The organism is Halobacillus dabanensis, from assembly GCF_900114165.1.
Taxonomy (GTDB): Bacteria; Bacillota; Bacilli; order Bacillales; family Halobacillaceae; genus Halobacillus; species Halobacillus dabanensis.
The window spans coordinates 1-26814 of sequence record NZ_FOSB01000015.1 but is presented as its reverse complement, the minus strand read 5'-3'; the positions used below and the strand labels follow the sequence as shown (position 1 = coordinate 26814).

At 40.9% G+C, this 26814-nt stretch carries 29 protein-coding genes, 2 tRNA genes, 2 rRNA genes and 1 pseudogene; 7 read left to right on the top strand and 27 right to left on the bottom strand.

The features are described from left to right. Positions 1-2 precede the first annotated feature (2 nt). The 14 genes from BMZ58_RS18940 to BMZ58_RS18875 form a co-directional block, all read right to left on the bottom strand. Positions 3-662 carry a hypothetical protein gene (locus BMZ58_RS18940; RefSeq protein WP_075038104.1) on the bottom strand — a complete coding sequence of 220 codons (660 nt, stop codon included), beginning with the start codon at positions 660-662 and terminating at the stop codon, positions 3-5. Then, positions 663-869, bottom strand: a complete 207-nt coding sequence (locus BMZ58_RS18935; RefSeq protein ID WP_075038103.1) for a hypothetical protein — start codon at positions 867-869, stop codon at positions 663-665. Further along, positions 853-1176: a DUF5592 family protein gene (locus BMZ58_RS18930; protein ID WP_244151668.1), complete on the bottom strand. Its 324-nt coding sequence runs from the start codon at positions 1174-1176 to the stop codon at positions 853-855. The genes BMZ58_RS18935 and BMZ58_RS18930 overlap by 17 nt, the downstream gene beginning before the upstream one ends. Positions 1177-1202: 26 nt before the next feature. Continuing rightward, on the bottom strand, positions 1203-3086 hold the full coding sequence (locus BMZ58_RS18925) for a pLS20_p028 family conjugation system transmembrane protein (RefSeq protein WP_075038101.1): 1884 nt from the start codon (positions 3084-3086) through the stop codon (positions 1203-1205). Between the two features lie 31 nt (positions 3087-3117). Then, complete coding sequence (locus BMZ58_RS18920) at positions 3118-5607, bottom strand: VirD4-like conjugal transfer protein, CD1115 family (RefSeq protein WP_075038100.1); 2490 nt, start codon at positions 5605-5607, stop codon at positions 3118-3120. A 13-nt stretch (positions 5608-5620) separates the two neighbouring features. After that, complete coding sequence (locus BMZ58_RS18915; RefSeq protein ID WP_075038099.1) at positions 5621-6730, bottom strand: hypothetical protein; 1110 nt, start codon at positions 6728-6730, stop codon at positions 5621-5623. 14 nt (positions 6731-6744) lie between these two features. After that, positions 6745-7008, bottom strand: a complete 264-nt coding sequence (locus BMZ58_RS18910) for a hypothetical protein (protein WP_075038098.1) — start codon at positions 7006-7008, stop codon at positions 6745-6747. A gap of 15 nt (positions 7009-7023) precedes the next feature. After that, complete coding sequence (locus tag BMZ58_RS18905; protein ID WP_075038097.1) at positions 7024-7218, bottom strand: hypothetical protein; 195 nt, start codon at positions 7216-7218, stop codon at positions 7024-7026. Between the two features lie 66 nt (positions 7219-7284). Further along, positions 7285-7725, bottom strand: a complete 441-nt coding sequence (locus BMZ58_RS18900; protein ID WP_075038096.1) for a hypothetical protein — start codon at positions 7723-7725, stop codon at positions 7285-7287. A gap of 412 nt (positions 7726-8137) precedes the next feature. Continuing rightward, a complete protein-coding gene (locus BMZ58_RS18895; RefSeq protein WP_075038095.1) occupies positions 8138-8371 on the bottom strand; it encodes a hypothetical protein in 234 nt (77 codons plus the stop codon). Between the two features lie 19 nt (positions 8372-8390). Beyond that, on the bottom strand, positions 8391-9413 hold the full coding sequence (locus tag BMZ58_RS18890) for a DnaD domain-containing protein (protein ID WP_075038094.1): 1023 nt from the start codon (positions 9411-9413) through the stop codon (positions 8391-8393). An 11-nt stretch (positions 9414-9424) separates the two neighbouring features. Continuing rightward, the gene (locus BMZ58_RS18885; RefSeq protein WP_167360122.1) at positions 9425-9943 is read right to left on the bottom strand and encodes a helix-turn-helix domain-containing protein; all 519 of its coding nucleotides are present in this window, start codon (positions 9941-9943) and stop codon (positions 9425-9427) included. Between the two features lie 70 nt (positions 9944-10013). Beyond that, the gene (locus BMZ58_RS18880) at positions 10014-10319 is read right to left on the bottom strand and encodes a hypothetical protein (RefSeq protein WP_075038093.1); all 306 of its coding nucleotides are present in this window, start codon (positions 10317-10319) and stop codon (positions 10014-10016) included. Further along, positions 10319-10573, bottom strand: coding sequence for a helix-turn-helix transcriptional regulator (locus BMZ58_RS18875; protein ID WP_075038092.1), 255 nt, complete (start codon positions 10571-10573; stop codon positions 10319-10321). Before BMZ58_RS18875 ends, BMZ58_RS18880 begins: the two co-directional genes overlap by 1 nt. Positions 10574-10716: 143 nt before the next feature. Between BMZ58_RS18875 and BMZ58_RS18870 the strand changes: the two genes are divergently transcribed. Genes BMZ58_RS18870 through BMZ58_RS18855 form a run of 4 tightly spaced genes read left to right on the top strand, consistent with a single transcriptional unit; the run spans position 10717 to position 13942 of the window. Then, positions 10717-11076: a helix-turn-helix domain-containing protein gene (locus BMZ58_RS18870; protein ID WP_075038091.1), complete on the top strand. Its 360-nt coding sequence runs from the start codon at positions 10717-10719 to the stop codon at positions 11074-11076. Between the two features lie 53 nt (positions 11077-11129). Continuing rightward, complete coding sequence (locus BMZ58_RS20880) at positions 11130-12119, top strand: hypothetical protein (RefSeq protein ID WP_075038090.1); 990 nt, start codon at positions 11130-11132, stop codon at positions 12117-12119. Then, a complete protein-coding gene (locus tag BMZ58_RS18860; protein WP_167360121.1) occupies positions 12112-12720 on the top strand; it encodes an ImmA/IrrE family metallo-endopeptidase in 609 nt (202 codons plus the stop codon). Before BMZ58_RS20880 ends, BMZ58_RS18860 begins: the two co-directional genes overlap by 8 nt. Positions 12721-12736: 16 nt before the next feature. Continuing rightward, complete coding sequence (locus tag BMZ58_RS18855) at positions 12737-13942, top strand: tyrosine-type recombinase/integrase (protein WP_075038088.1); 1206 nt, start codon at positions 12737-12739, stop codon at positions 13940-13942. An 87-nt stretch (positions 13943-14029) separates the two neighbouring features. Here BMZ58_RS18855 and groL read toward each other — a convergent pair whose 3' ends face one another. Continuing rightward, on the bottom strand, positions 14030-15664 hold the full coding sequence (groL, locus tag BMZ58_RS18850) for a chaperonin GroEL (RefSeq protein WP_075038087.1): 1635 nt from the start codon (positions 15662-15664) through the stop codon (positions 14030-14032). A 58-nt stretch (positions 15665-15722) separates the two neighbouring features. After that, a complete protein-coding gene (gene groES, locus BMZ58_RS18845; protein ID WP_075038086.1) occupies positions 15723-16007 on the bottom strand; it encodes a co-chaperone GroES in 285 nt (94 codons plus the stop codon). A 286-nt stretch (positions 16008-16293) separates the two neighbouring features. Between groES and BMZ58_RS18840 the strand changes: the two genes are divergently transcribed. Both BMZ58_RS18840 and BMZ58_RS18835 read left to right on the top strand, forming a co-directional pair. Continuing rightward, positions 16294-17004 (top strand): CPBP family intramembrane glutamic endopeptidase, encoded by a 711-nt coding sequence (locus BMZ58_RS18840; RefSeq protein WP_075038085.1) that lies wholly within the window; start codon positions 16294-16296, stop codon positions 17002-17004. A 2-nt stretch (positions 17005-17006) separates the two neighbouring features. Then, complete coding sequence (locus BMZ58_RS18835) at positions 17007-17207, top strand: YdiK family protein (protein ID WP_075038084.1); 201 nt, start codon at positions 17007-17009, stop codon at positions 17205-17207. Between the two features lie 142 nt (positions 17208-17349). Here BMZ58_RS18835 and BMZ58_RS18830 read toward each other — a convergent pair whose 3' ends face one another. Further along, on the bottom strand, positions 17350-18768 hold the full coding sequence (locus BMZ58_RS18830; protein ID WP_075038083.1) for an MDR family MFS transporter: 1419 nt from the start codon (positions 18766-18768) through the stop codon (positions 17350-17352). Positions 18769-19014: 246 nt separating this feature from the next. Further along, positions 19015-19674: a redox-sensing transcriptional repressor Rex gene (locus tag BMZ58_RS18825; RefSeq protein ID WP_075038082.1), complete on the bottom strand. Its 660-nt coding sequence runs from the start codon at positions 19672-19674 to the stop codon at positions 19015-19017. 354 nt (positions 19675-20028) lie between these two features. Here BMZ58_RS18825 and BMZ58_RS21670 point away from each other — a divergent pair. Beyond that, positions 20029-21962 (top strand): annotated as a pseudogene (locus tag BMZ58_RS21670) (ABC-F family ATP-binding cassette domain-containing protein). A 493-nt stretch (positions 21963-22455) separates the two neighbouring features. Here the strand turns inward: BMZ58_RS21670 and tsaD are convergent. The 9 genes from tsaD to BMZ58_RS18775 all read right to left on the bottom strand — a co-directional run. Further along, positions 22456-23496, bottom strand: coding sequence for a tRNA (adenosine(37)-N6)-threonylcarbamoyltransferase complex transferase subunit TsaD (gene tsaD, locus BMZ58_RS18815; RefSeq protein WP_075038081.1), 1041 nt, complete (start codon positions 23494-23496; stop codon positions 22456-22458). Further along, a complete protein-coding gene (gene rimI, locus BMZ58_RS18810; protein WP_075038080.1) occupies positions 23493-23936 on the bottom strand; it encodes a ribosomal protein S18-alanine N-acetyltransferase in 444 nt (147 codons plus the stop codon). Before rimI ends, tsaD begins: the two co-directional genes overlap by 4 nt. A 1-nt stretch (position 23937) precedes the next feature. Beyond that, the gene (gene tsaB, locus BMZ58_RS18805; RefSeq protein ID WP_075038079.1) at positions 23938-24624 is read right to left on the bottom strand and encodes a tRNA (adenosine(37)-N6)-threonylcarbamoyltransferase complex dimerization subunit type 1 TsaB; all 687 of its coding nucleotides are present in this window, start codon (positions 24622-24624) and stop codon (positions 23938-23940) included. Beyond that, positions 24621-25076 carry a tRNA (adenosine(37)-N6)-threonylcarbamoyltransferase complex ATPase subunit type 1 TsaE gene (gene tsaE / locus BMZ58_RS18800; RefSeq protein WP_075038078.1) on the bottom strand — a complete coding sequence of 152 codons (456 nt, stop codon included), beginning with the start codon at positions 25074-25076 and terminating at the stop codon, positions 24621-24623. The genes tsaB and tsaE overlap by 4 nt, the downstream gene beginning before the upstream one ends. Next, positions 25077-26063 (bottom strand): thiamine-phosphate kinase, encoded by a 987-nt coding sequence (gene thiL, locus BMZ58_RS18795; RefSeq protein ID WP_075038077.1) that lies wholly within the window; start codon positions 26061-26063, stop codon positions 25077-25079. A 121-nt stretch (positions 26064-26184) separates the two neighbouring features. Then, a tRNA-Asp gene (locus tag BMZ58_RS18790) sits at positions 26185-26261 on the bottom strand. 52 nt (positions 26262-26313) lie between these two features. Then, positions 26314-26390 (bottom strand) — tRNA-Met (locus tag BMZ58_RS18785). Positions 26391-26469: 79 nt separating this feature from the next. Next, a 5S ribosomal RNA gene (rrf, locus tag BMZ58_RS18780) occupies positions 26470-26583 on the bottom strand. A 93-nt stretch (positions 26584-26676) separates the two neighbouring features. Beyond that, a 23S ribosomal RNA gene (locus BMZ58_RS18775) occupies positions 26677-26814 on the bottom strand; the annotation flags it as partial.

The following is a 26814-nucleotide window of genomic DNA, read 5'->3' as shown; positions in this document are numbered from 1 at the left end:
CCTTATCCCCTCTTTTCTAATTTAGAATTTTGATTGTATAGCTTATAGAGCAAATCAAGCTTCTTTTCATCGGTTAACTCAATGACCGGAGAGACTCGACCAAGATAGCGCCGACAATTGTTTCTATACTCAGCAAGCTGTTTAAGGCTAGTTGCGTAAATATATAAATAAAACTCTCTGTTCGTCCGGTAGGCCTCTAAGAAGTGCAGCTCCTCTCTTTTTCTAATTAAAAAGCGCTCATAGAGAGGCGCTTTGTTTTGAGCAATCTTATAATTAATCGCATCCAGTTGCTTTTTCATATTAACCGGAAAATTCATAGACACGATCTTGATATCAGGCGCATACGATTGAAAAAACTTGGCCATTTTCATAATGTCGTACTCGGTTTCCTGGGTAGATGGAGAATAAATATCCTTACTCTGAAGTTGCATCACGTCCATATAGCCCCCATCTCCTTTTAATTGAAAGGATCCTTCTTCGGTCATGTCCTGAATGGGAAGAATCTCAGCTATAGATGGAATCGCCACCTCTCTTTTTTTCTTTTTAGCGTTAGACCTTTGCTGCTTCTTGTTTTTCACAGTAGTTTTTCGTTCATCAAAAAGAGCCATTTTTTCGGAACTGTCTTCTTTAAAGAAAGGGTGGTCTTTCTTATTATTCTTCATTTAAAGGCCTCCCTCATTTTTCTTTCCTGCTACTTCATGAATCAGGTCAAAAAATACGCCGACCATCTCATGCTCCCATCCAGACAACCACCGAATCTTCCGTGCTTCTATTTGTGTTAAGTCTCGTCCAAGCTGTTCTTCAAGAAGGGCCTTAAACTTTTGAAACACATATTCTTCATCATTTAACTCTTCATATTTGATCCCCATTCCTACCATCCTCCCCTTCTTTTTTATCGATGGCACAATAAGCAATTCGGTCCCTTGTGACAGCTAAGAACAAGGCTTTGACCATACGCAGCTTTGGGTTCGTTTTGGGTCGAATCAACCAAGCAACCATCAATAAGATCCAAAAGATGGCATAGTACCAAACGAAAGAAGAATGAACGACATACCGGAATGTAAAACCTATGCCACCCAGGATGAGAACCACAAGTAAGTCTGTAAGGTAAAATAGACGGTTAATCTTCAACTCACTTCCAATTTCGGATGGAATCTTGTATTGCAATAAAAACACTCCTTCATAACAAAACGCGGACCAAGTTAAGACTCAGGCCCGCGTTTCTTAATTTTATTTATCCAGTTCTCCGTAGTGTTTCGAGATAAGTTGTACGTTCGTTTTGCACTTTGAACCTTAGGGTTATTATTGAATCTCTCCTCCATACGGTCTTTCATATAATTCCCTATCGTTCGCTGCTCTGTTCTGTATTGATTCGGCATTGGGATATCATCTGTACTTTCTGGAGCTCTTATATCTGATGTTTCTGCTTTAGTGTTTGCTGCTATTTTGGCCCCAGTCTTAGATTCATTATCGTTCGCATCTAAACGTGTGCTTACTGTTTCACTACTACCTATATCTTTCTCTTGTTCTTTGTCTTTCTTAGGTTGAATATATATAGGTTGCTCATTGCTTTGGTTCGATGACGGTACGTCCAATCCTCCTGGGGGATCTTCTTTTGTAGTGTTCATAGAAGACCCTTTCTGAAAAGAAGGATGGGACTGACCCTGAGTTGCATAGCTGGATGAACGACTTCCTGCCTCTGGACTTCTAATTTCTTTTCCTCCCAACGAACCTTTTTGTCCTTCCTGATTGGATGTCATTGGACTTGGCTCTTGTTTTTTCCGGTTTCCTTCAGTTAATGATGAAACACTTTTTCCATTTGTCTTAGATTTCCCCTCATCCTTGCGCCCATAGATACCAGCGACTGCACCAGCTGTCCCGGCACCTGTATTCATTAAGGCTGATGCTCCACCACTTGTAATAGCTCCTGCAGCCTTCTTAACGGGAGGTCCAAGCGTTTTAGAAGCAAGGTAACCACCCATCGCAACATGCCAGGCGTTTTTCAATCCAGCATCAATTCCAAAGAGCTTCTGTACGATATTAGGACCATCAATGACGGCCAAACTTCCTGCAATTAAAGCAATCAAATATCCAAGTCCTTCAAGGTTATTATCTATAAAGGTTGTGTAAAACATATACACACGTAAACTTAAGAAAATCATGATAAGAGAAGCAAAGATGCTTCCAATATTCTTAATGATCGCTTTCAATCGCTGCCCCGTGGATATATCCGAATACGCCATAATTAGCGCCACGATATGATTAAAGCCAAGCTCAAAACAGAGCTTGGCTACTTTAATCGATATTAATATCATGGTAAAAGCCATAACGGAAAGAGTTACGATGGCAGTAAACCAATCCACATGCCACCTGTAATAATTTTCTGGAAGGAAATCAAACAGACCACTTTTTCCTAACTCAACAAGCCCTTCTTCGCCATTTGATTCCAATCCTACTTTGTTCATTACAATCTTTTGGCCTTTATTTGATAGGCTATCGCCATTAGATTTTTCAAAACTATCGTCAATAGTTTCATTAATAGATATTTTATCAATTGAGTCTGGGCTTATATGATGCTGTTCTTCTACATCTGGATCTGTCCAGTCTGTTTCTTCATAAATGACTATGTCTGTAATATGGTCTTCCATTACTCGATCGGAGGTGGTAAAAGAATCTGTTTGTACTTTCGCTACGTCCATCGCATCTCCAGTAAAGTCATTCACTTTCCCCATTCCAAAAGACAACAGAGTAATCGTCATGATAGATATAAATAGGTTCATTGGAATGTCAGATCGATTCTTTTCTTTATTAAAGATTAATCGAAAGCCGATCATTCCCAATGAGATGGCCAGCATAATATAGAGAGCAGGCTGGATGGTTTCGAGAAAGTTAGTCACGGGATCGCTCAAAAAGAAATCCGTTAAGGTTAAGACCTGATCAACCATTCCTTCCAAACCATCAACAATCATTTTCAAGAATAATATCGTCCCCCACCCTACGATCCTTAACCCAGATGTAAAGATATTATTCGTTGATAAGACTTCGGAAAACCTTAACAATATCTCTAACAGCTCTTCATCGGACACTCCATCACCACCTTTATTATTTTCCCATTTTTCATCCCTGCTCCCCTGGTGTTTCCTGTTCTTCAATTAACTTATCTATTTGTTTGCGAATGTGACTATACACTTGTCGGTTAATTTCTTGATGATCGCCTAAAAGCTTTAAGTTATAAAGAAAAGCTTCCATAGGTTCCTCATTCATTTCCTCCTCACTGTGTTCTAAATGAGGAGCAATTTCCTGATGGATCAGTGAAAATGTGCTTTTATCAAAGAACTCTCCCACTTTTTCCTTCCTCCACCATTCCGTAGATGGTTCTGAATCGCTGAATGGTCCATTTTGCGAAAGATTTCCCAAATCCTCTGCGGCCTCGTCTATCTGTGCTTTATTAGAATAGCCAGTTTGGAAGTCAATAACTAATTCTGCTGGATGAACATGGCGGTGTGGGGTAGAAATCTCTTCTTCCGTAATCGATCGCCCTGGACGGAATTCTGAACTAAGATACGTGTGAGCATATTTCATACTGTATTTTCCTGTATTATAAATAGGAAAGGCACGAATCTTTCTTCCTTTCTTATCACGACGTAATAGTACACGTCGCACTACCGTATCTCCTTCCTCCAATTCCTGCAGTTCATTGGCGGTTAGAAGATCTCTTCCTTCCGTACTTTCCGTTTTCGACTTATCCAGTGAAAAAGTAGATCCAGACCGTGTTTGAGTATTTAACGTTTTCTTTCCTAACTTGGAAGAAAAATAGGAAGCAGAATCATAGTCAGCACTCAATATATAAATTTCATTCCCACAGTTACCACGTATGGTGGCTTGCCCATCTTCTCCATACAGATCTTTTAATTGAGCATAGGATTGAACAACTAAGTGAAAGCGAATGTTTCTTCCCAAACATACCGTTATTTTATTATCCATATCTGCTATCGCAGGCATATTTCCAAACTCATCTAACATAAAGACCACTTCTCGCAAGCATTTTTGTCCTTTGGCAATGGCTGCATTTTTGGATAATACATAATACAATTGGCTAACGAAAATAGACGGAATAGCATGAGTAGACGTATCATAATCCGGTGTGACCATAAACACTGCAATGGGCTTATTGGAGTAAATAATTTCTTTTACTTCCATAGTGCCGCTAGCAGAAATATAAGAGAAGGAAACCTTGCCCGTTTCCTTCTCTACTTTGTCAATCCGAATCGTCGAGCTATCCTTTTGAACTTCTTTATCTTTTGAATTACCAGGAGCCGAGTCTTGAGAAATAACTAAATGATCACCAGCTTCTAATGAGGTTTTAAAGTTAATAGTCCATGTCCCACTCTCTCCTGATTGATTGATTTCAGTGGATCCATCCGGGAATGAAACCATCACTTTGGAAAAAGGATCACCTCGCCCCTTAATACTTTGACCGAAGCCCACTCTTTTTAAATCTAAAGAATTTTTTGCTGTCATCTTAGCTGTTTCACTCATTGTAAACTTCGTCAATCCATTCATCGCTGTCGTAAAAATGCTTGATCGAGTATTCCCTTTGGAAAAATTACTCGTTGCATATTGACCTTTCGCTACATGTGATTGGGGTAGTTCTTGGAAAAATTGATCCAATGCATTGTATTCTTGACCATCTTCATCCATCTCATTTCTAGTCCCTAACTCTGAGAGCATGCTAGCGACCGTGTACATCGTAATTTTCTCTTCCATCCCTTCTGTTATGCTTTTCTCTGTAACCGCAAGGATCATCGCATTCACAAGTGATTTAGCTGAATCATCCCACATAGGTTCTTTAGCATTCGGGTTATGGTAAAGCATATGAGTAATGGTTTCGCAAAGCGTTTGAGCTGTAGAATAATCCCCATCCTTATAAGATTGTTTAACCAACTCCAGCAAATTAAAGCTCATGCTTTGCATTGGATTCATTAAGTTTAAAACCTCAACCTCATATCCTCTTCTCTCCAACGTCTCCCGGCTAGAAGCAAATAACTCCCCTTTAGGATCATTGATGACTAAAGAGGGCTGATGTTCAGCACGAGAGTAGGCATCTATGGTTGGAATCACATACGTTTGACCCTTACCACTCCTTGTGGTCCCAATAATTAAATTATTGACAGGGGATGGATCAATAAATGCCTTATCCCCCTTTCTCGATAATACTGGACCACCTTGACCTTTATAGGGTTGCTTTCGATCAGGAATGGCTTTGTACTGTTGTTGAATTTCTTTTCTAGTTGCAAATCTCTGAGAACCTTTTTCGTCCTTACCTACGGGTTTAAAGTTACTTCTAAGTTTGTAAATCATGTGGGCTATGCCGATAAGACCGATCAAGGCAGCTATTCCATAGTAGAGAGGTTGTTCTTGCATATGAAAATCCGTCAAAAATGAAGCTTTAATTTCTATTGGTTTACTGAATTTTGGAAAAGTCTTTAAGGTTGACCACATGGCATAACCCAGGTTCCATACGAAAGTACTGACCAGCATCGTGGATATAAAAAAACAGATGCTTAGTAGAATAAGCACCTGTTTTTTAGCAATGACTGATTTCAAATAAATCACCCTCTTATATATTGTTCTTTAGACTCTCCAGATCATCTTGCTGTTCCTTAAGCGAATCGATTTTAGATTGATTTTGATCTTCTGACTTTTTCTCTGTTTCTATTTGGCTGTTTATCTTAGTCAACTGTTCCTCAATTTCTTGATACTCATTAATCTTTTTGTTCAGTTCATCATTTTTCGCTTCACTAGCCATCTTTTTGGCATCTTCCAATTGATCAAGCCTCAAATAAGCGATCCCCTTTTGTTTATACAGATTAGGAGACATCGCCATATCTTGAATATCCACCGCTTGTTTATATTCCCCATGGTGAAAGGCTATTTTAAATTCACCCAAAGGACTTGGGTAAGATTCTTGAAAGGAAATCAATTCTTCCAGGCCATGAACTTTCATGACTTGCTCAGCCAGTGAAGAAGTATCTTCCTTTCCTACATATTGCAAAGCTTGATCATACTTTTTAAGTTCCACAAGAAAATGAAGCAATGTTTGGCGCTCCGATTCCGTTAAGTTTTCCATTCCTTGTAACAGGTCAACAGCCTTTTTCTGCTCCCCTGTCCAGTAACCTTCATAAGCCGTTTTAACATTCTCCATTTTTCCAAGCTCTTGTGTCATGGCTTTTAGATCTTTGCTTTGATTGCTTAGAAGTATAAATAGAGTAATGGATGTAACTATGGCCACCATCAATGTGGTGCTAATCACACTCACAAAAATTTTGCCACGCTTACCAAGTTGCTTCCAATTCGACTTTTGTACTTCCTTCTCTTTCAATACTTCTGTCATATCAATTTGATAAGATGCTGGTGTGTTAGAAGTTAATTGTTGAAGGAAGACATCCCTTTTTGTTTCTTCATTTTTATTTTCCATAGGTAGCTGTAAAAGCTTTTGACACACATGGTCATAAATATTTGATGTCCCTTCTGCTCCCATCTCATATGAGCCGTTGTACAGCTTGTCTCCTTCTTCATTAAATATCATAAAGTCAAGCAGAATTGGCTTGGCATTTTTCTTCTTTAATTTAGCATCCAATTCTGCCGTTAGAACGACAATTTCCTGGAAGGAATAAGGGTGAAAGCTCGAAATTTCACCATCCATTTTTGATGTGAATAATACCCTCATGAACCTACACTCCTTTAAAAAATCACCTGACTGTCAATGTATTCAGCAATAGCGGTAGCTCCCATTAGAACGACAAGTCCAACGGCACCACCAATAAACCACACAATAGAGCTTTGACGACCTCTTACTCCACCCCAGATAAGATGGTAGGCGCCTATACCAAAAGCAATGGCAGCCGAAATAATACCCAATAGCTGCATGGCCGTTAAAATAGAGGCCCCTGTGGATTGTAAATTACTAATGGCAGCAAGCATGGAATAATTTTCAAAGAACTTCATTATACTCTCCCCTTTTTAAATGTTTTTGTTCTTGTTTTCTTCATCCACCCCTTTGTAATGGAGCAATGACTTCATAACGACATCTTGGTTTTCTTGAATGTATTGTTGATGTTTTTCATGAAGCCACTCATTGTAAGAAATGTCTTGGATGGTTAGCAGCGTCTGAACCAAGTCTTTTGATTGCTTTAGTTCACGATTGGTAACGCCCATTTACATCACCCCCTTTCAAGGTTTTCATCCATAAAAAAAGAAGTGATCTATTAAAGATCACTTCCATTAGGATGAAGTTTCGTTGATGAATTTTTGTATTGCTTGCTCCCTACCTTCAAGGGTTTGGTATTTCTGTGTTTTTAAAGAGATACGATTCTGCAATTGGCCATCCTCATAGTAACTCAGAGATTGGAAGAGTTCACTACCTTCCAAACCTATTTCATTCAAATCCATATCCCCCTCAAGGATTTTTTGATTCTGAGCATTAATTTCTTTCACATTAATTTCTTCAATATTCTCTTCCACAACCTTGATATATTCATCTCTTTTTTCTTCCTCAGACGCATCAGTTACTAAAACGTAAACCTTGTCACTGTTTTGTAGAGCTTCTTTCATGTCACCTGGTGATAATGACTCGACTTGACCTGTGGCTCCTTGAGATCCGCAACCAACTAGGATTAAAACTATAACAAATCCAGCCAAACCACCGATCCAACGCTTTGCCATCAGATCAATCTCCCCTCAAGTGATTTGTATAACGATTCTAACACCTACTTAAATATAAATCCACATTATGGAAGATTAATCATAATTATTAAATGATTGTTTATGGCGAGATACAATCAACCCTATGTAGAATGATTATCCTTTCTACAATGCACAACGTTTCTAGCCTATACGAAGAACTTTATGTATCTAGGATAAACTATACAAAGCTTCATCAGTTTATACCTCACTTTATATAAGTAAACCATAATAGATACAACGCTTACCCGGTCACAAGATGCGTTTCACGTAACACGCACCAAACGGTCATCGACTGTTAGGAAAGTTCTATGACCTTTCAATTTCCTAACATAGATATATAGTTTTCAATGTTCAATATGTGCTATTTAAACACGTGTTAAAATCGTTATATTTACTTGACAGGTTTCAGCTCACTCAAAGGGTTTTTGCGTTTAGCAATGGTTCTAAATTGACCATCTTTTACGGTTCGAATTCGATAATAGATACTGGCCAGCTTTTCAGTAGTACCATGACGATCAACCGCCCAAATGCCACGCACATCATATCTTTTTCCTTCAAAGGTTTTTACATTGTCAGCTTGTGAAGCAATGTCATAATATGCAAAATGCTTTTTATTAGATTTCACCTTATCTTACCTCCCAAGTTTATGGTTCTCCCGCCATACTAAACTTCAATTGTTCTAATAAAACGTCTATAGCTGTGCGTTTCCCTTCCCGAATAGAAGCTATATCTTCTTCAGAAAGGTTATATCGATCATCAATCGATTCAAGAATGTTCTCTCTCGGTCTTTTTAGCTTTATCGCTAACTCAATGGTTCGAGCTGTATCTTCGATGCTAGGTTTTTTATTTATATGATGATTTTTTTGTTCTTCGCGGTTTTTAAACCATTTCGGTAATACCTCCGGACTTTGTGATTGTTTAGAATACGTAGCTTTATTAAACTGCCTGTTCTTATATTCAACTTCTTCGGCATTCGCCTGTTCTACTGTTCGTACCCCTTTATTTATCCAGGATTGAAGGATGCTCTTAACGTAGCCCCATGTCGGTTTATTTCGGTCCAAGGAACGCTTCATAGCCTCCACAATTAATGGGTCCCCAAGGTCTTCAACCCATTTCCCTATTTCTTCTGAGATTTGAGGACGTATAACCCCAAAGTTGTTTTGGTAAAATTGAATGCTGTCACATTCCAATCGTTCAGAAGTTGTTGTAGTAATGAATTCTTTTACATTCTTAACTTCTTTAAGTTCTCTGCCATTCTTGTATGTGTCTTTCTGCTGTCTCTCTGATGACGAGGAGTTGTCATCTTGCTGTTTTTCTGCTGTTGTTTTGTTGTCGTATTCTTCATCGTTAGATTGATAAATCCCCCAGTTTTCAACGGTTATTACACTATATTTGTTGGTGGTATTTATACTAATAACATTGTCTTCCTGAAGTATTTTTATATAGTCACGAACGGTGGATTCATTCATACTTAATTCCAAAGCAGCTTTTTTTCGACCAAATATAAATTGACCAGGTTTAAGAGTAACCTTTTGCCTCCCTACTCTCGATTCTGTACTTTTATGGCTTGCCTTCGTAAGACAATAAATGAACACTTTTAACAACTTCTCATTTTCGAAAATTTCACTATGAAGAATTTTACGATGCAGCTTTAACCACCCCTGCACAACCTCACCTCCTAATTTAATAATCTCTTAGAATATAGAGTTTGGTGATGATCCTTCCAAAGCTTTTGCCAATTGATTTCATAATCTTCACAAACAGTTGCTAAATACAAGGTGGAGAAGTGAATAACACTAGTCATTATTTCAGCAGATTTTCGAACGTCATCAATTTTAATTGAGTTCATATCGTTTAATTTTGCGGTTAAATTTACGTTACCTAATACTTTAATCGCTCTCTGTAATCCATCCTCCAAAAGAATTTGTAAGTGTAGATTATCCTTTTGTGCTGCTGGTCCATCTAACCGAGAGATACCCCACCCAACGTATTCATTAACGGCTTCAAGCGCTAACCAAGGGTTGTTATACTTCTCAACAAAGTACTTAGTGGATACCTGAGGGATTTTCCGTTTTCCACATTCCTGTTTAGAGATATACTCTCTTGATTGGAACATATCTACAGCTAATTGTTGCTGGGTCTTACCACTTCGAACCCTGGTTTCTTTCATCATCCGAGCAGCTTTGCTTTTTTTCATTTGTTAGCACTCCTTTTGTACCTAACAAGGTACCGTAATTTGGTTTTTAAGATGCTATATTTAAGGTGAATCAAATGACTCTCAACTTTGCTTCTCTGTCGATATTGTCCTTCACCCAATTCGTGTGTTCGTCCATCCACTCAAATAGCTTTTCTGTTCGTACTCGTGGATAGCCGAACTCACGGCAAACCGGGAAGTCCTCTCGGTTAAACAACTCGGCACATTTGGTTTCCCCAACGCCCGTAAGATCCATGAACTGTTTTCTTGTAAGAACCGGATCCAACTGGTCTTTTAGAGCGTGGCGCTCTATCGCTTTGTCCACTGCATCATTGATGAGTTGTTGCAATTGGTCAGCATCAAGCGTGACTTTTAGCATTAGATCACCTCCTTAGAATCATCAACACAACATTTTGTTGTTTTATTATCCAAAAAAATATTCTCTGGTCTTACTTTAAAAATTTTCGCTATAGAAACAGCAAGCTTAAGACTTGGATTTCTAACCCCTTGTTCTATCATACCGTAGTAACTATCAGTTATTTTTACACCGTGTTTAGTTGAAAGTTCTTCAACTACACGTTTCTGTGACCATTTTTTGTTTTTTCTGTATTGTATCAACTTTTCTCGTTTCAAAATTCCACCTCCCAACGTTTTGTTGTATCAAGAATAACCCAACATTTTGTTGTTGTCAATAATATCTAACAACTTTTTATTGTTTTTTCACAAAAACCCAACTCTATGTTGTATTATGTGGGTATGGAAGAAAGGTGATTTATATGGCGGATGTAAGTGAGAGACTAAAAAAGCTTAGAAAAGAAAATAAAATGAGCCAGAGAGACGTGGCGAAGTTTTTAGGTATTTCCGAAAGTGGCTATGGCTATTATGAACAAGGGAGAAATGAACCCTCCATTGATATGATTAAGAGGTTAGCTGATCGATATGATGTGACAGCTGATTACCTTTTAGGTAGATCCGATACCCCTCAATTATCAGAAGAGGAGGAGTTTAAATCATTCGCTAACAACCCAGAACTTGAACGCTTTTACCGTGAACTCCCTCAGTCGGATGAGGAAGATTTGGAAAAGCTTCGAGCTATGTGGGAGATTATTAAGAAGAAAGATAAGAAAAACAATTAATATCATTTCACTTAATAATATGGAAAGTTATTTACTAAAGGGGAAAATTATTAATGAGAAAGATTTTTTTTATATTAACAATAGGATTCATTATATCGTTACTGGCTGCATGTGGTGATAATGAATCCTCTCAAGCAGGAGGAGAAACAAATAACGACTCTGATAAAGAACCAAAGGAGTTAACAGTGGATTCTGTTATTGATGCATTTCAACAAGCTAATTTAGAAGCTGAAAATCCGACAGATATGACAAAAGATGATTATGGAATGGCACCTATGAAGGCAGATGTTGCTAAAAGATTTCTGATACCATCATTAGGTCAGGATGCAGGTGGGAGAATCTTCAGCTACGAAAATAGTGATGATTTAAAAGAGATGAAATCCTATTACGATGATCTCGGTAAAGAGAGTGCAATGTTTTTCTCTCATACAGCTTCTCGCGAAAATATCTTAATACAAGTTAACGGTGAACTAAAAGATGAACAATTCGAGAAATATGAAGAAGTCTTAAATACTATTGGAACCGGAGATATTCCAAAATACCAAGCTGAAGAAAAGGTTACTATGAATGAAGCTGAAGCAGGTGAGTCTGTGGAAGGGGAATGGGGTACATATAAAATCTTAAATACATCTACCCCTGAAGAAACTTCATACACCAGTGAGCCTATAAAGTTCAGCGTTCCCAAAGTACTTCTTGCTACATTTATTCCTAATGAAGAAAGTAAAGACCTTTTTGAACAAGAGGAGATCAATCTGGCAATTGCTCTTATTAACTCTGAGAATACGTCAGAAGACACAGTGAGTTTCCATCCATTTTCAGCTAAAGTAACCACTGACACCAAAGGTCAATATGGTGCTCAGGAAATGCTTAATAAAGGAGATTCCGAGCATATTGGACAAGTGAAACAGGAGTTTGTAATCCCTTATAACTTAGAAGATGAGGATTTATCAAAAATTAAAGAACTTGAATTTCATTTCGACGGTACTGCTAAAGATGCAACAACAATTGGAGAAGACGTTGTGGTGCCAGTTTCATTTGAATGAGCGTGTTAATCACGCTTTTCTTTTTTACTCACTTACCGAACATACGTTCTTGAAAGGTGGACCATATTTTATGTATTACACATCCTTGGAAAGTTACGTTTACAAACTGCTTCATTCTATTCAAAAAATAAAACCTGAACATTTGGCCTTTGAAGAGATTGCAAAAAAACTAGACATTGAACTTGAATACTGGAACAGATCCAGTGAAGCTGTGATCAATGGAAATAAAGGTCTTATTTTGTTGAATCAGAGTTTATCTAAAAAAGAGCAAAACTTTGAGTTTGGACATGAATTAGCACACGTTCTTATGGATTGCGGGCAGCAATATGGAATGCCGGACCTTTTTAGAGAATACCAAGAGTGGAAAGCTGATTCTTTTGCTCTCCATTTTTGTGTACCTACATTCATGTTGGAAGATTTAGATATCCCACATGACATATATAAGGCCACTCGTTTGGTACAAAAAATATTTAATGTGACAACTGAAGTTGCAATCAAACGTCTAAAGCAACTGGAAAATAAGAGGCAGGAAGAGATTATTTTAGAGGAAATCAGAAGAAAAAGTACCGAACGAGATCGGATTCTTAATTTATGGTATTAATGAGGAGGTGGGAGCTGTGCATTGTGAAAAAGTAGAATTAAAGTCAGGAAAAATAAGCTGGGAGTGTGTTGAAGATGCCCCCCGTGATCCTGCCACAGGGAAAAGGAGGCAAATAACCCGAAGAGGACCTACTAAAAGAGAAGCTAAAAAACGTGTGGAAAAAGCCATTCGATCATTATTGGAAGACGGCATTGATCAGAAATTAAGTGATAATACTACATTCGAGACTGCTGCTATGAACTGGCTAGAGGTGTATAGTTTGACAGGGGTTAAACGCAGCACTGTTCGAATACGTGAAAAAGAAATCAAAATACTACTGAGGTATATCGCCAAGACACCCATATCCCAGGTGACTCACAGGATGTATCAAAAAATACTGAACGACCTGGCGCCGGATTATGCAAGAACATCTATCCAGGGCGTGAACACCACTGCTGGGATGATTTTCAGAAATGCTATCAAAAACAAACTCATAAAGGAAGACCCCTCGATCGGTGTGGTGGTTCCCAAGAAACAAAGGACTGTTGAAGATATCGAGAATGAAAGGGTTGAGGAGAAATACCTGGAGAGGTCTGAATTGGAAGTATTTCTAACTGCTGTAAGAGAATACGGGCTAGACTTGGACCTTGAACGTTTTTACTTACTTGCTTTCTCAGGCATGAGATCCGGAGAGCTTTGTGCGCTGAAGTGGCCAGATATCAATTTTTCTGAGGGAACAGTTCGAATCACAAAGACACTCTATAATGAGAACAACAATATGAAAGATTATCAAATAACTCCTCCTAAAACAGAGGGGTCCATACGTACAATTAATGTGGAGAAGGAAATTCTATACTTATTAAAATCGCATCGAAAGCGTCAATTGAAAATGCATAATGAATATCGTATCCAGATGGGAGATTTTCATGAGGGAAATTTCGTTTTCTGTAGAGCGAATGGATATCCTTTCATGCAAAAGAACCTATTAAGTAGAATGGAGCGTCTGATGAACTATGTAGATATTAAGAAGCATGCCACTCCACACATTTTTAGACACACGGCTATCAGTATGATGACGGAAGCCGGAATCGATTTAGCAACCATTATGGAACGAGTTGGTCATGAAGATATCAAGACGACGATGAAAATTTATACACACGTTACAAACAAAATGAAAGAGGACGCTTCCGACAAGGTAAGGAACCTGTACGAAAACGCCCTCGGATATATCAAATTCAATTAAAATGTGAGGTTTCTGTGAGGTTTTTGCTAATCCGTGGAGGTAGCACCCTCCAGAAACCCCATTATATCAGGGTTTTGGGGCTGATAATTACATCATGCCGCCCATTCCGCCCATGCCACCCATGTCAGGCATGCCGCCGCCAGCGTTATCTTCTTCAGGAAGATCAGCGACTACCGCTTCAGTCGTCAAGAACATAGCGGCTACGGAAGCTGCGTTTTGAAGCGCAGAACGTGTAACTTTTGTAGGGTCAACGATACCTTGTTCAACCATGTTCACCCATTCGCCGGACGCTGCGTTGAAGCCAATACCGACTTCTTCGCCTTTCAGACGCTCAACGATGATGGATCCTTCTAGACCTGCATTATGAACGATCTGGCGAACTGGCTCTTCTAGTGCGCGAAGAACGATGCTTGCACCTGTTGCTTCGTCGTCTTGCAGGTCAAGACCTTTAACAGCGTTGATAATATTGACTAGAGCTGTACCACCACCAGCGACGATGCCTTCTTCTACTGCTGCTCGTGTAGAGTTCAGTGCGTCTTCGATACGTAGTTTACGCTCTTTCAATTCTGTTTCAGTCGCTGCTCCGACTTTGATGACAGCAACGCCGCCAGAAAGCTTCGCTAGGCGCTCTTGTAGTTTTTCTTTGTCGAATTCAGAAGAAGTTTCTTCTGATTGAGCACGGATTTGAGCAACACGGGAAGAGATCTGCTCAGGGCTTCCGGCACCTTCGACGATTGTCGTGTTTTCTTTTGTGATGACTGCTTTAGACGCGCGTCCAAGCTGGTCGATTGTTGTATTCTTCAGCTCAAGTCCAAGATCTTCTGTAATTACTTGAGCACCTGTCATTGTTGCGATATCTTCTAGCATCGCTTTACGACGGTCACCGAACCCTGGTGCTTTGACTGCTACCGCGTTGAACGTACCACGAAGTTTGTTCACAACAAGTGTTGCTAGCGCTTCGCCTTCAACGTCTTCAGAGATCAATAGAAGTGGCTTGGATTGCTGTACCACTTGCTCAAGGACAGGAAGAACTTCCTGGATGTTGTTGATTTTCTTATCTGTGATCAAGATATAAGGATCTTCAAGAACTGCTTCCATCTTATCCTGGTCTGTAACCATGTAAGGAGAAGCATAGCCGCGGTCGAACTGCATACCTTCAACCACTTCTAGTTCTGTGTTGAAACCTTTAGATTCTTCGATTGTAATAACGCCGTCGTTACCAACGCGCTCCATAGCTTCAGCGATCAGCTGACCTACTTCATTGTCAGAAGCAGAGATGGAAGCAACCTGAGAAATGGACTCACGGCCTTCAATCGGCTTGGAGATTTTGCGTAGCTCTTCTGTTGCTAGAGCTGTTGCTTTTTCAATACCACGACGGATACCAACCGGGTTTGCACCAGATGTTACGTTTTTAAGACCTTCACGGATCATCGCTTGGGCAAGAACGGTTGCCGTAGTCGTACCGTCACCAGCGACATCGTTTGTTTTAGAAGCTACTTCAGAAACAAGTTGTGCACCCATGTTTTCGAAGTGATCTTCCAGTTCGATTTCTTTAGCGATTGTCACACCATCATTTGTGATTAGTGGAGAACCGAATTTCTTATCAAGAACTACGTTACGCCCTTTAGGTCCTAGTGTTACTTTTACAGCATCTGCTAATGTATCAACACCACGCAGCATGGAGCGGCGTGCGTCTTCACTAAATTTAATTTCTTTAGCCATTTAAAATGCCCTCCTCATTAAAATCGTATCTATATAAGTATTTTTGTAGAGACAATGACTACTGAATGACAGCTAGTACATCAGATTCGCGAAGGATCAAATATTCGTTACCTTCATACTTCACTTCTGTTCCGGCAAATTTCGAATAGATCACGCGGTCGCCTTGAGCGACTTCCAGTGCAACTTTTTCACCGTTATCTGTGATGCGGCCTGTACCGACAGCAACGACTTTACCTTCTAAAGGCTTTTCTTTCGCCGAGTCTGGAAGTACGATTCCGCTCGCAGTAGTTTGTTCTTCTTCAACTAGTTCGATTACAATACGATCACCAAGTGGCTTTAACAATTAGGACACCCTCCTTGATATGGTTGTTTCAAATTTTGTCGTTTATTAGCACTCGCCATTAGTGAGTGCTAACACAATTATTATAATAATCAATTCCCTAGTGTTTTTCAAGTAGAAACTATAGAATTTTTGTACTTCTTTTTCGACAAAATTCGTACACTGACCCTTATTCCTTACGTCGGGTTTTGAAACTGTGATAGAATACATAAAGTATGTATATTGATGCTTATAAAGGTGCCTACCCACACCTAAACTAAATAAGTATAGAAAAAGGAGTCGTGCCTCTATGCCAAAGCATTATTGGTATATCATCGTGACGTACATTGCCGCACAACTTTCCGCTTTGATTGCAACCCCTTTATTGGTGGCGGCGGGTATGCCCCGCTTCGATGCTATTGCGGTTTGGTCTGTGTTCAGTTTTACAATCGCAACCATCATTATTCTATATATGTTGAAACCGGACATGAAAGATGAAATGGCCCGCAGTGACAAAGCAGGTCCCGGAAAAGTCGTGCTCTGGTCGATTGCCGGTGTTTTCTTAGCCCTTTTCGCTCAAGGGATTGCTGCTACCATTGAAAATCAAGTCTTCGGCATTCCACCAGGATCTGAAAATACGATGGGGCTGATGGAAATTGCGCGTGAATCCCCATTGTTCATTTTGCTACCGGTCATCTTTGCACCGATTACAGAGGAAATCATTTTCCGTAAAATCATCTTCGGATCCATTTACAAACGGACAAACTTCTTGCTGGCGGTGCTTGTTTCTGCTCTCGTATTCGGAGCCTTCCATTTTGATTTCAGTCACATGTTAGTCTACTTCTCCATGGGAGTCGTTTTCGCCTTCCTTTATGTCAAAACAAAACGAATTATTACACCAATCGTGGCTCATATGGCGATGAACTCGTTTGTTGTCGCCACCCAGTACTTTCTATCAGAAGAAGATATCCGTCGAATGCAGGAACAATTGGAGACCATATTCATTGGAGGCTTTTTATAATTATGAAAACATCACCATTATTCATGGCCTTTCTTTATTTGGCGATGGGCATAGCTTTCACCTACATCGCAGCCCAAGCCGCTGAGGAAACCGTTTGGAATGCAATGACGGTTATCCTGGCCATCGTTGCTACATTCAACATTGCCGTTGCCATTCGGCTTTATAACCTGCATAACAAGATAAAGAATGCCAAGAAAAAGTGAAATTCAAAGAATAGATCAGGGGCAGTTTGGTCATCCCGACAAGCTTATGCCAAGACTCCTCGGGTCATGCTTTGTTATTGAGGACTTTCTTACTTAAGACCATAATTGAAACGCAGATCCTTTCGTCAGGATCTGCGCTTTTTTATGTCTGCTTTTTCGCTTCTTCCTTATCATCTGGTACTCCTTTTAATATAAAGGAGAAAGGGATTGCGATGAGGAGGATAATAGCTGATACGAGAAATGCTTCATTCAATGTCTGCAATGTGGCCGCCTGCATATCGATATCAGGGCTGGCTGACACTTGTGCTCTTCTCACTTCGTAATAAATGGAGAAAAATACAATACCTAGAGATGAAGAGATTTGCCTGATAATATTGTTCATCGCCGATCCTTGAGCGACGAGATGTTCGGGAATACTGTTCATCCCTGATGTTGTTGCAGGCATGTTCCCCATCCCCATGCCGAGACCTCTAACTGTATTCAAAAGTAAAATCAGCCAGTAAGGGGTAGATAGCTGCAAAAAGCTGAGTCCTAGTGTTGCTGAAGCCATGATCGTAAGCCCGGGTGGCACCACGTATTTCGGCCCCTTCTTATCAAGAAGCCTTCCACCGATAGACATGAATATGCCACTCGCAGCCGCTGCTGGTAAGAATAATAGCCCTGTCATCACTTCATTCAGTCCGTATACATTTTGAATCAGCAATGGCAAGAGGAAGATTCCTGAAAACAAACCGATCGATGCCGCTGATGTGACAAGAATAGAAACCGAGTAAGTAGGCACTTTGAACACCGATAAGTTGAGCAGTGGATCTTCCTGTTTGTTCTCATAAAAAACAAACAAGATGACAGCAGTCAAACCTCCGACTATCAGGGTAATATTTAATGGGTCGACTAATGTTTCTAATGTCCTCCCTCTTCCCAATGCGAAAAGTACTGCGCCGATACCTGATGTAATGATAAGAAATCCGATCAGATCGAACCGCTTCGTTGGGTCTGTCTCTGTTCTTTCTAAAAATTTGGAGGATAAAAGGAGACCTGTCAATCCGAACGGGATGTTGAAAGCAAATAGCCAGGGCCAGTCCACATACTGAATCAGGAATCCTCCAATCGTCGGGCCGATTGCAGGTGCCACCATGGCGGCTACCCCATAAACACCTACGGCAAGTCCTCTTTCATGACGGGGAAACGAATTAAAAATAAGTGCCATCGCAATCGGCATCATCAATCCGCCGGCCATCCCTTGAATTGCCCTTGATAAAATCACCATTCCAAGGGTACTTGAGAAGAAACCAAGCGCCGAACCAAGGAGGAAAATGCACAAGCCGACGAGGTACACTTTCTTTTTTCCAAACCGATCACCGAAATAACCGGTAAGTGGCATTGTCATTCCCATTGCGACCATAAAAATCGTCAGTATCCAGCCGACTGCCACCGCATTGGATTCAAATATTTCGATAAAACGTGGCAATATTGGATTCAGCATACTGTTGTTCAAAATGACGGTGAACGTTCCGAACAACACGGAGACGACAACCAGCCATTTATTGGGTAGTTTACTCATCAGGACACCTCCATTTCCTTCGATACACGAACTATTATTTACTATACCACCTATAATGCTGCTTAATCATCTTCCTACCTTTCCGCACTCTTGGCAGGACTTTCTTATAAATTAAAACGTCCATTTGAAATTTTTCCTCAGGAGATGAAATAGTTGATTTTCCACAGCAAATTATTGTCCCGGAAAGACAACAGGGAAACATAAGGGATTCCACATAAAAGAGGATGTCGCGGTGACATCCTCTTTTTATTGATCTTCTTCCGTTTCTGGTTCATTCAACGGATAATGCTTTAAGAAATAAACGAGTGCCTGCAATTCAATCGCAAGATCAATGTGGTGGACACGGATATGAGAAGGTACATTGATTCTCGCCGGCGTGAAGTTCAAAATGCCTGAAACTCCCGCCTCCACCAGTCGATCGGTAATCCCTTGCGCAGCAGATGCAGGAACAGTAAGAATCGCGACAGAAAGGTCACCGATTTTTTCCTCGAGTTGGTCGATGTGTTCCACACGGACGCCCCCTACCTCGGTACCCACCCGCTCCTGGTTAGCATCAAAGGCGATTTCTATTTTTGTATTGTTGTTTTTCGTAAAATTATAGTTCAAAAAAGCTGTACCTAAATTACCGACACCAATTAAAGCCACACGCGTCGTCTCATCCTGGTCGAGCGTTTTCCGGAAAAAAGATAACAAATACTCCACATTGTACCCGTACCCTTTCTTTCCAAGTGCCCCGAAATAAGAAAAATCCCGACGGATGGTAGCTGAATCGACCTTGACCGCCTCACTCAATTCTTTGGAAGAGACGCGTAATTTCCCCTGGCTGTGCAAGTTATTCAAAAAGCGATAATACAACGGCAAACGCTTGGCTGTCGCCTGTGGGATCTTCGCTTGTTCCATATCCATAGCATCTGACTCCTTTACCGGTCTTTTCCTCGATAGTCCCCGATTTTCCAACTTGTCCACCAGGTTGGTCGGACCGATGACCATGCTTTTATCTACGGCTTTATACTTATCTTAAATCGACAAGGCTGGAGCGGATGCTCTCGCGAGCGCTTCCATTTCCAGCCTGCACTTCATATTTACAGGTATGTCGTCTATACCTTTTGTGAAAAAGTCGTTCTTGTACTGATTGAAACACTACTCCTATTCTACCAAAAAATCAAACAGAAGTCGTTAAAGTTTTCACATACTTAAGGTGCCTTCTGTTGCTAGTGGATGCGCCTATAAGATACACTGATTTTATCGAGGTGAAACGACATGATTCTCATGCAACTGAATCAATTGACGAAGCGTTTTGGCGCCGAGTTGATTTTATCGAATATCAAACTGGAAATACAAATGAATGACCGGATTGCCATCGTCGGTCGAAATGGAGCAGGAAAATCGACCTTGCTCAAAATGATGGCCGGAGAAATGAGCCACGACTCTGGTGACATTTTCAAACCGAAAGAAACCACGATGGGTTATCTCGCTCAAAATACAGGACTGCAATCGGAGGAGACGATTTGGAACGAGATGGAGAAAGTCTTCACCCATTTGAAAGAGCTGGAAAAAGAGTTGCGTACAATGGAAATGCAAATGGCAGATCCTGATTTACTTGAGGACCCAAAGCGTTACCAGCAGCTACTTGCAGACTATGATCGGAAACAAGAGTATTTCAAAACGGCTGGTGGTTATCAATATGAAGCGGATATTCGTGCCGTTTTGAACGGATTGAACTTCAAGAACTTCAGCTGGGATACCCCTATTACGTCCTTGAGTGGCGGACAGAAGACACGCCTTGCTCTCGGAAAACTCCTTTTAACAAGTCCTGATATCTTGATTCTCGATGAGCCTACCAACCATCTGGACATTGATACACTAGGCTGGTTGGAAAACTATTTACAAGGCTATCAGGGTGCCGTAGTCATCGTCTCTCACGACCGCTATTTCTTAGACAAAATTGTCAACACCGTGTACGAGATTGCTTTCCAGTCATCGAAGAAGTACCACGGAAATTATAGCGATTATCTGAAAAAGAAAGAAGCGGACTATGAACAAGAGTTAAAGCGTTTTGAGAAACAACAGGAAGAAATCAAACGAATGGAAGATTTCATTCAAAAGAACATTGTTCGTGCGACCACAAGTAAGCGTGCACAAAGCAGGCGAAAGCAACTTGAGAAAATGGACAAGCTCGAAAAGCCTAAAGATGATAATCAATCTGCAAAATTCAGTTTTCAAATAGCGAAACGAAGTGGCAATGATGTGTTGAAATTGCGGAATTATGCTTTTCGCTATAATGACAGTAATGAATTCTTATTCGACAACCTTTCGCTCGATCTGAACCGCGGCGATTCTGTCGCTCTTGTCGGACCTAATGGTGTCGGAAAAACCACGTTATTAAAAACAATCATCGGAGACCTGGAAGCATCTAAAGGAGATAAAATGCTTGGAACCAATGTGCAAATCGGTTACTACGACCAGGAGCAAACCAAACTGAATTCCAAAAAAACGTATTGAATGAGCTGTGGGACGAATATCCGATGAAAAATGAAAAAGATATCCGCACCATCCTCGGCAACTTCCTTTTTTCTGGAGAAGACGTATTAAAACCTGTCTCTGCCCTCAGTGGCGGGGAAAAAGCACGGCTATCCCTTGCGAAGTTGATGATGCAAGAAGCGAATTTCTTAATCCTGGATGAACCGACGAACCATCTCGACTTAGACAGTAAAGAAGTGTTAGAAGCAGCACTTGTCGATTACCCTGGTACATTACTCTTCGTTTCGCATGACCGTTATTTTATCAATAAAATTGCCACACAAGTCGTTGAGATGAATCCGGAAGAAACACGCCTCTTCCTCGGTGACTATGACTACTATGTGGATAAAAAGCAGGAAGAATATGAATTACAGCAAATCGAAGAAGCTGAACGCTTGAAAAACGAACCGAAAGAAGAAGAAGCCCACAAGAAGAATAGCTTTGAAGAAGATAAAGCAGCAAAGAGCGAAGAAAGGAAGAAAAAACGCCGCATTGCTGAAATTGAAGAAGAAATCGAAAACCTGGAATTAAAACTAGAAGAAAATGAAGAGCTCCTCTGCAATCCTGAAATCTATCAGGATCATGAGAAGTCTCTCGAACTCACAGAAGACAACAAGAAAAAACAAAAGCAACTGGAAACCCTCATGGAAGAATGGGAAACCCTGCATGAATAAGTAAAAGCGCAAGCGCCTTGCTTACCCCCGACAAGCTTAAGACAAAACTCGCCGTGACGTTCTTTGTCACAGAGAGGATTGACTTAAGACCTCGAGGGGGTAGGCGCTGGAGCTGGATAAAGTAAAAGCGCATGCGCCCTGAAAGACCCGACAAAAATAGGTGTACCAGGTCATCCATATTTTGGATGACCTGGTACACCTTTTTATTCCAGTTGTATAAACGTGTATGAACAGGAATTAAGTATCCACATAGTTTTCAACACTTCCACACGCGTATTTATAGTTTTCAACAGGGTTACACACATTATCCACATTAAAAATCTATTTTATCCACATTTTTGGTACCGTTTTCTTTACTATTTTTACTTATCCACGGAATTTTTATCCCCTGTATGATTATACACATGTGGATAAATACTGCTCACTCTATATTCCCTATTCTCTATACACAAGCTCTTCAACAGGAAAAAAGCTCTCCTTCCTATAGGAGAGCTCATTTACTATTATGTTTTCTACTGCCATAAAGCTCTAAATCCAAACCTGGATTCGCATTCAAATCCCAACCAGCTCGATGACCTTGATTAAAAGCTACTGCACCTGCAGCTGCTATCATTGCTGCATTATCTGTACACAGGTGTAGCGGAGGAATGAGCAGTTCTGTCTCACTGTCTTTAAATTTTTCCTTCAAAGCAGCTCTGAGACCTTTATTCGCAGCTACCCCTCCTGCGACAATCATCTGCTTCACTCCATACTCTTCTGCAGCCCGATAGGCTTTTGTCGATAACACATCCACGACACTTGCCTGGAAACTTGCAGCGACATCTTCTGGTTTCAAATATTCGTCTCTTTGTTTCGCTTTATGAAGTCGGTTAATGACCGCTGATTTCAACCCGCTGAAGCTGAAATCATAGGAACCGTCTTCCAACCAAGCTCGAGGAAAATCAATCGTCTCTTCTCCTTCTTGGGCTAAACGGTCGATTTGAGGGCCCCCTGGATACGGAAGCTTCAAGGTACGTGCTACTTTATCATAAGCTTCCCCTGCTGCATCATCTCTCGTTTCCCCGATTATTTCAAAAGAACCGTGTTCCCGCATGAGGACAAGTTCTGTATGCCCACCAGATACCACAAGAGAAAGCAATGGAAATTCAAATTCCTTTTCTAGTCGGTTCGCATAAATGTGTCCTGCAATATGATGAACACCGACGAGTGGCTTATCCTTTGAAAATGCAATCGATTTTGCTGCGTTCACACCGACAAGCAAAGCACCTACAAGACCTGGACCTTCTGTTACAGTGATCGCATCCATATCGTCGAGCGTCATACCTGCATCACTTAAAGCCTCTTCTAAAGTAATCGTCATTTGTTCAATGTGATGTCTTGATGCAATCTCTGGGACGACACCCCCGAATCTTTTATGGCTTTCTATTTGTGATGCGACGATATTTGTCACAAGCTCTGTCTCATTTTTCACGATCGCTACAGCTGTTTCATCACAGCTCGTTTCAATTGCCAAAACATACTGATTTTCCTTCATTTTAATCCCACCCACATCACTAACGCATCTTCACCATTGTCCGTATAATACCTTTTTCGAATGCCTCCAGGTATCAGCCCGAACTTCCGGTACATATGCTGCGCGGCTGTATTTGAAACTCTCACTTCAAGCGATAGCTGAATTGCACCATGGGCGATCGCTTCCTGGCATGTATGGCGGAACAACCTTTCGCCATACTTGTTACCACGATGATTTGGATGAATCGCTATATTCGTTACATGCGCTTCATCAATAATCAACCATAAACCACAATATCCGATGATTTCCCCTTCTTTTTCTACAACATAATAATAAGCATAAGGGTTATCATCCATTTCCTTTTGGAACGTCTCCTCTGTCCATGGAACAGCAAAGGAGGCCTTTTCCACGCCCACCACAGCCTGGACGTCCTCTGATGTCATTCTTCTGATTGTAGCCATCTTACTTTTTCTCCTGTTGCTCCAACCACTTGGCTTCTGCTTCAGGAAGGCGCAAGTAGTTTGGTACGAGTTCATGAAGAGGACCGGGTTCGAGTTCTTGTGCTGAGGAAGCGATAATGGACGGCCGCGCGTATTGGTATGGAGCATTTGGTAACACAGCCTGCTCACCGAGAATATCCTTGATTTGTTCTTCATGCACCTTAAGATCTTGACTCAAAAAAAGAATTGGTTCACCAAGGTCTTTTAATTGATTCAACCAGTCTTTCATCAAAATGTTCTGCTCTGCTTTTTCGATCGTCATATCTGCTCGGTAGAGGCCAGTATAGACGAGTCCTCGCCTCGCATCGAAAAAAGGACACACATACCCGGGGAAAAATGCACCTTGTCTCGCTACAGCTTCCAGACTTGACACCCCAACAACCGGAATTCCGAGCGACCATGCCATCGTCTTGGCTGTGGTCAAACCGATTCGTACCCCTGTATAGGAGCCAGGCCCGTGGGCCACTGCAATCCGATCTAAATCTTCAGGTTTTGTCCCTGTTTCTTTCATCACTTGATCAATCGCAGGCATCAAGCGTATGGAATGATTTTTTTTAATATTCGTCACATACTCCCCTGCGACAGCTCCCTCTTTCAGAACCGCCACTCCCATCACATAATTCGATGTATCAATAGCCAGTATATTCATCCTAAAATCTCCTTACATAGCTCCTCAAAATATATAGAGGTCGCCTCCAACACAAATAAGCGGGTCGAGTCATCGATGTAGCGAATCGTAATTTCCAGACGCTCCTCTGGTAAGAAATCTTCGATGAATTGCGCCCATTCCACGACTGTTACTCCATCGCCCTCAAAATATTCATCAAACCCGAGATCTTCATCACTTTCCTCGAGCCGATAAACATCCATATGATAAAAAGGAACCCTTCCCTTATATTCTTTCATAATTGTAAATGTCGGGCTGTTAATCGTCCGTTTGACTCCCAGACCTTTCCCAAGCCCTTTCGTGAACGTTGTTTTTCCTGCCCCCAGGTCCCCTTCCAATGTCAGGAGATCGCCGGATTGTAAACGTTGGCCAAGTTTTTCAGCAAACGCCTGCGTTTCATCCGTGGAAAAACTTCTCCATTCAAATGTAGCCATTCACTCACCCTTTTCCTTCAAGTGCGTATAACCCGATGGACCCAATACTTCCATGTGTTCATCCCTACGAATCCATACTTTCGGAGATACTTCCCTTTTTATTGCTACTTCACCAATCCTAGTTACAGGCAAACCTATATTTCTAGCCGCTTTCTCAACCAAGGGCCAATCTTCCTCAGAAACAGTCCCCAACAGTTCAAAATCTTCTCCTCCTGAAAACATCCATTCCTCAAATCTTTCCGGATGCTTCCGAAAAACCGCTTTTGAAAAAGGGAGTTTACCAGCATCTATTAGTAAATCGACGTCAGATGCTTCCGCAATTTCATTCGCTTCATTAGCTATCCCATCGCTCACATCATTAAGAGTCAATCGAGAAAGAGAAACAAGACTTTGAGCGAACTCCACTCTAGGGGAAGGCGTCCGGTGTCTCTTCACAAGATATGCCACATCTTCATCTACTTTTGGCTCTCCATTTAATAACCATTCAAGACCGGCACGGGCATCACCTAACGTCCCAGTCACAAATAGAACATCATCAGGCTTCGCAGCAGAACGATATCTAGCCTTTCCTTTTGGTACAGTACCAATAACGGTAACCGTAACGGAAAGCTCACTTCCAGAAACCGTATCCCCTCCGATAAGATCCATTTTATACAAATGAGCCAGCTGTTTCATTCCTTCATACAACTCTTCTAACTCCTCTTGATTCCATGAGGAAGGAATAGTCAGGCTCACCATAAAAAAAGCAGGTGTACTGCCCATTGCAGCTAAATCACTAATATTAGCTGCCAACACACGATGACCTACATGATAAGGCTGCATCGTTTCTTTAGAAAAATGAACACCCTCCACCATCGTATCGACTGCGGTAACTATATCTTCGCCTGTAGGCCGAATAACTGCAGCATCATCATTGATCCCTTTGATTAATGACGACTGTCTATAAAAACCAGGTTTGATCGATTTTATAAATGAAAACTCATCCATTTGTTATCCCTCTCTATATAAAGCTCTTATCTCTATTATACCAATCTAGAGAGAGAATAAAAAATTCCATAATAAAAGCCTTAGGAAAGCATCCTAAGGCTGTAAGTATAATTTTAAGTAATGGCGGTCCGGACGGGACTCGAACCCGCGACCTCCTGCGTGACAGGCAGGCATTCTAACCAACTGAACTACCGGACCATTTCAGTAGTACTACTGTTTTGATTTATTATGGATGTTTATAGATAATAATTGGTTGCGGGGACAGGATTTGAACCTGTGACCTCCGGGTTATGAGCCCGACGAGCTACCAGACTGCTCTACCCCGCGATAGTGTGGGAAAATGTAATTTTGCTCCCATAATATAAATAGATACTATTATTCTACCCATTATGAAAAATTTTAAACAATGTGGCGGCGTCCTACTCTCACGGGGGTAAACCCGACTACCATCGGCGCTGAAGAGCTTAACTGCTGTGTTCGGCATGGGAACAGGTGTGACCTCTTCGCCTTCACCACCACATCATTATAAAGTTTGAGGTGAACCCTCAAAACTGGATAAGGAAACATTCTATGATGAAAAAGTAACTATCTTTTCACGAAAGCTATCTATAGGATAGATAAGTCATCGATCCATTAGTATCCGTCAGCTCCACGTGTCACCACGCTTCCACTTCGGACCTATCAACCTCATCGTCTCTGAGGGATCTTATTTGCTTAAAGCAAAGGGAAATCTCATCTCAAGGGGGGCTTC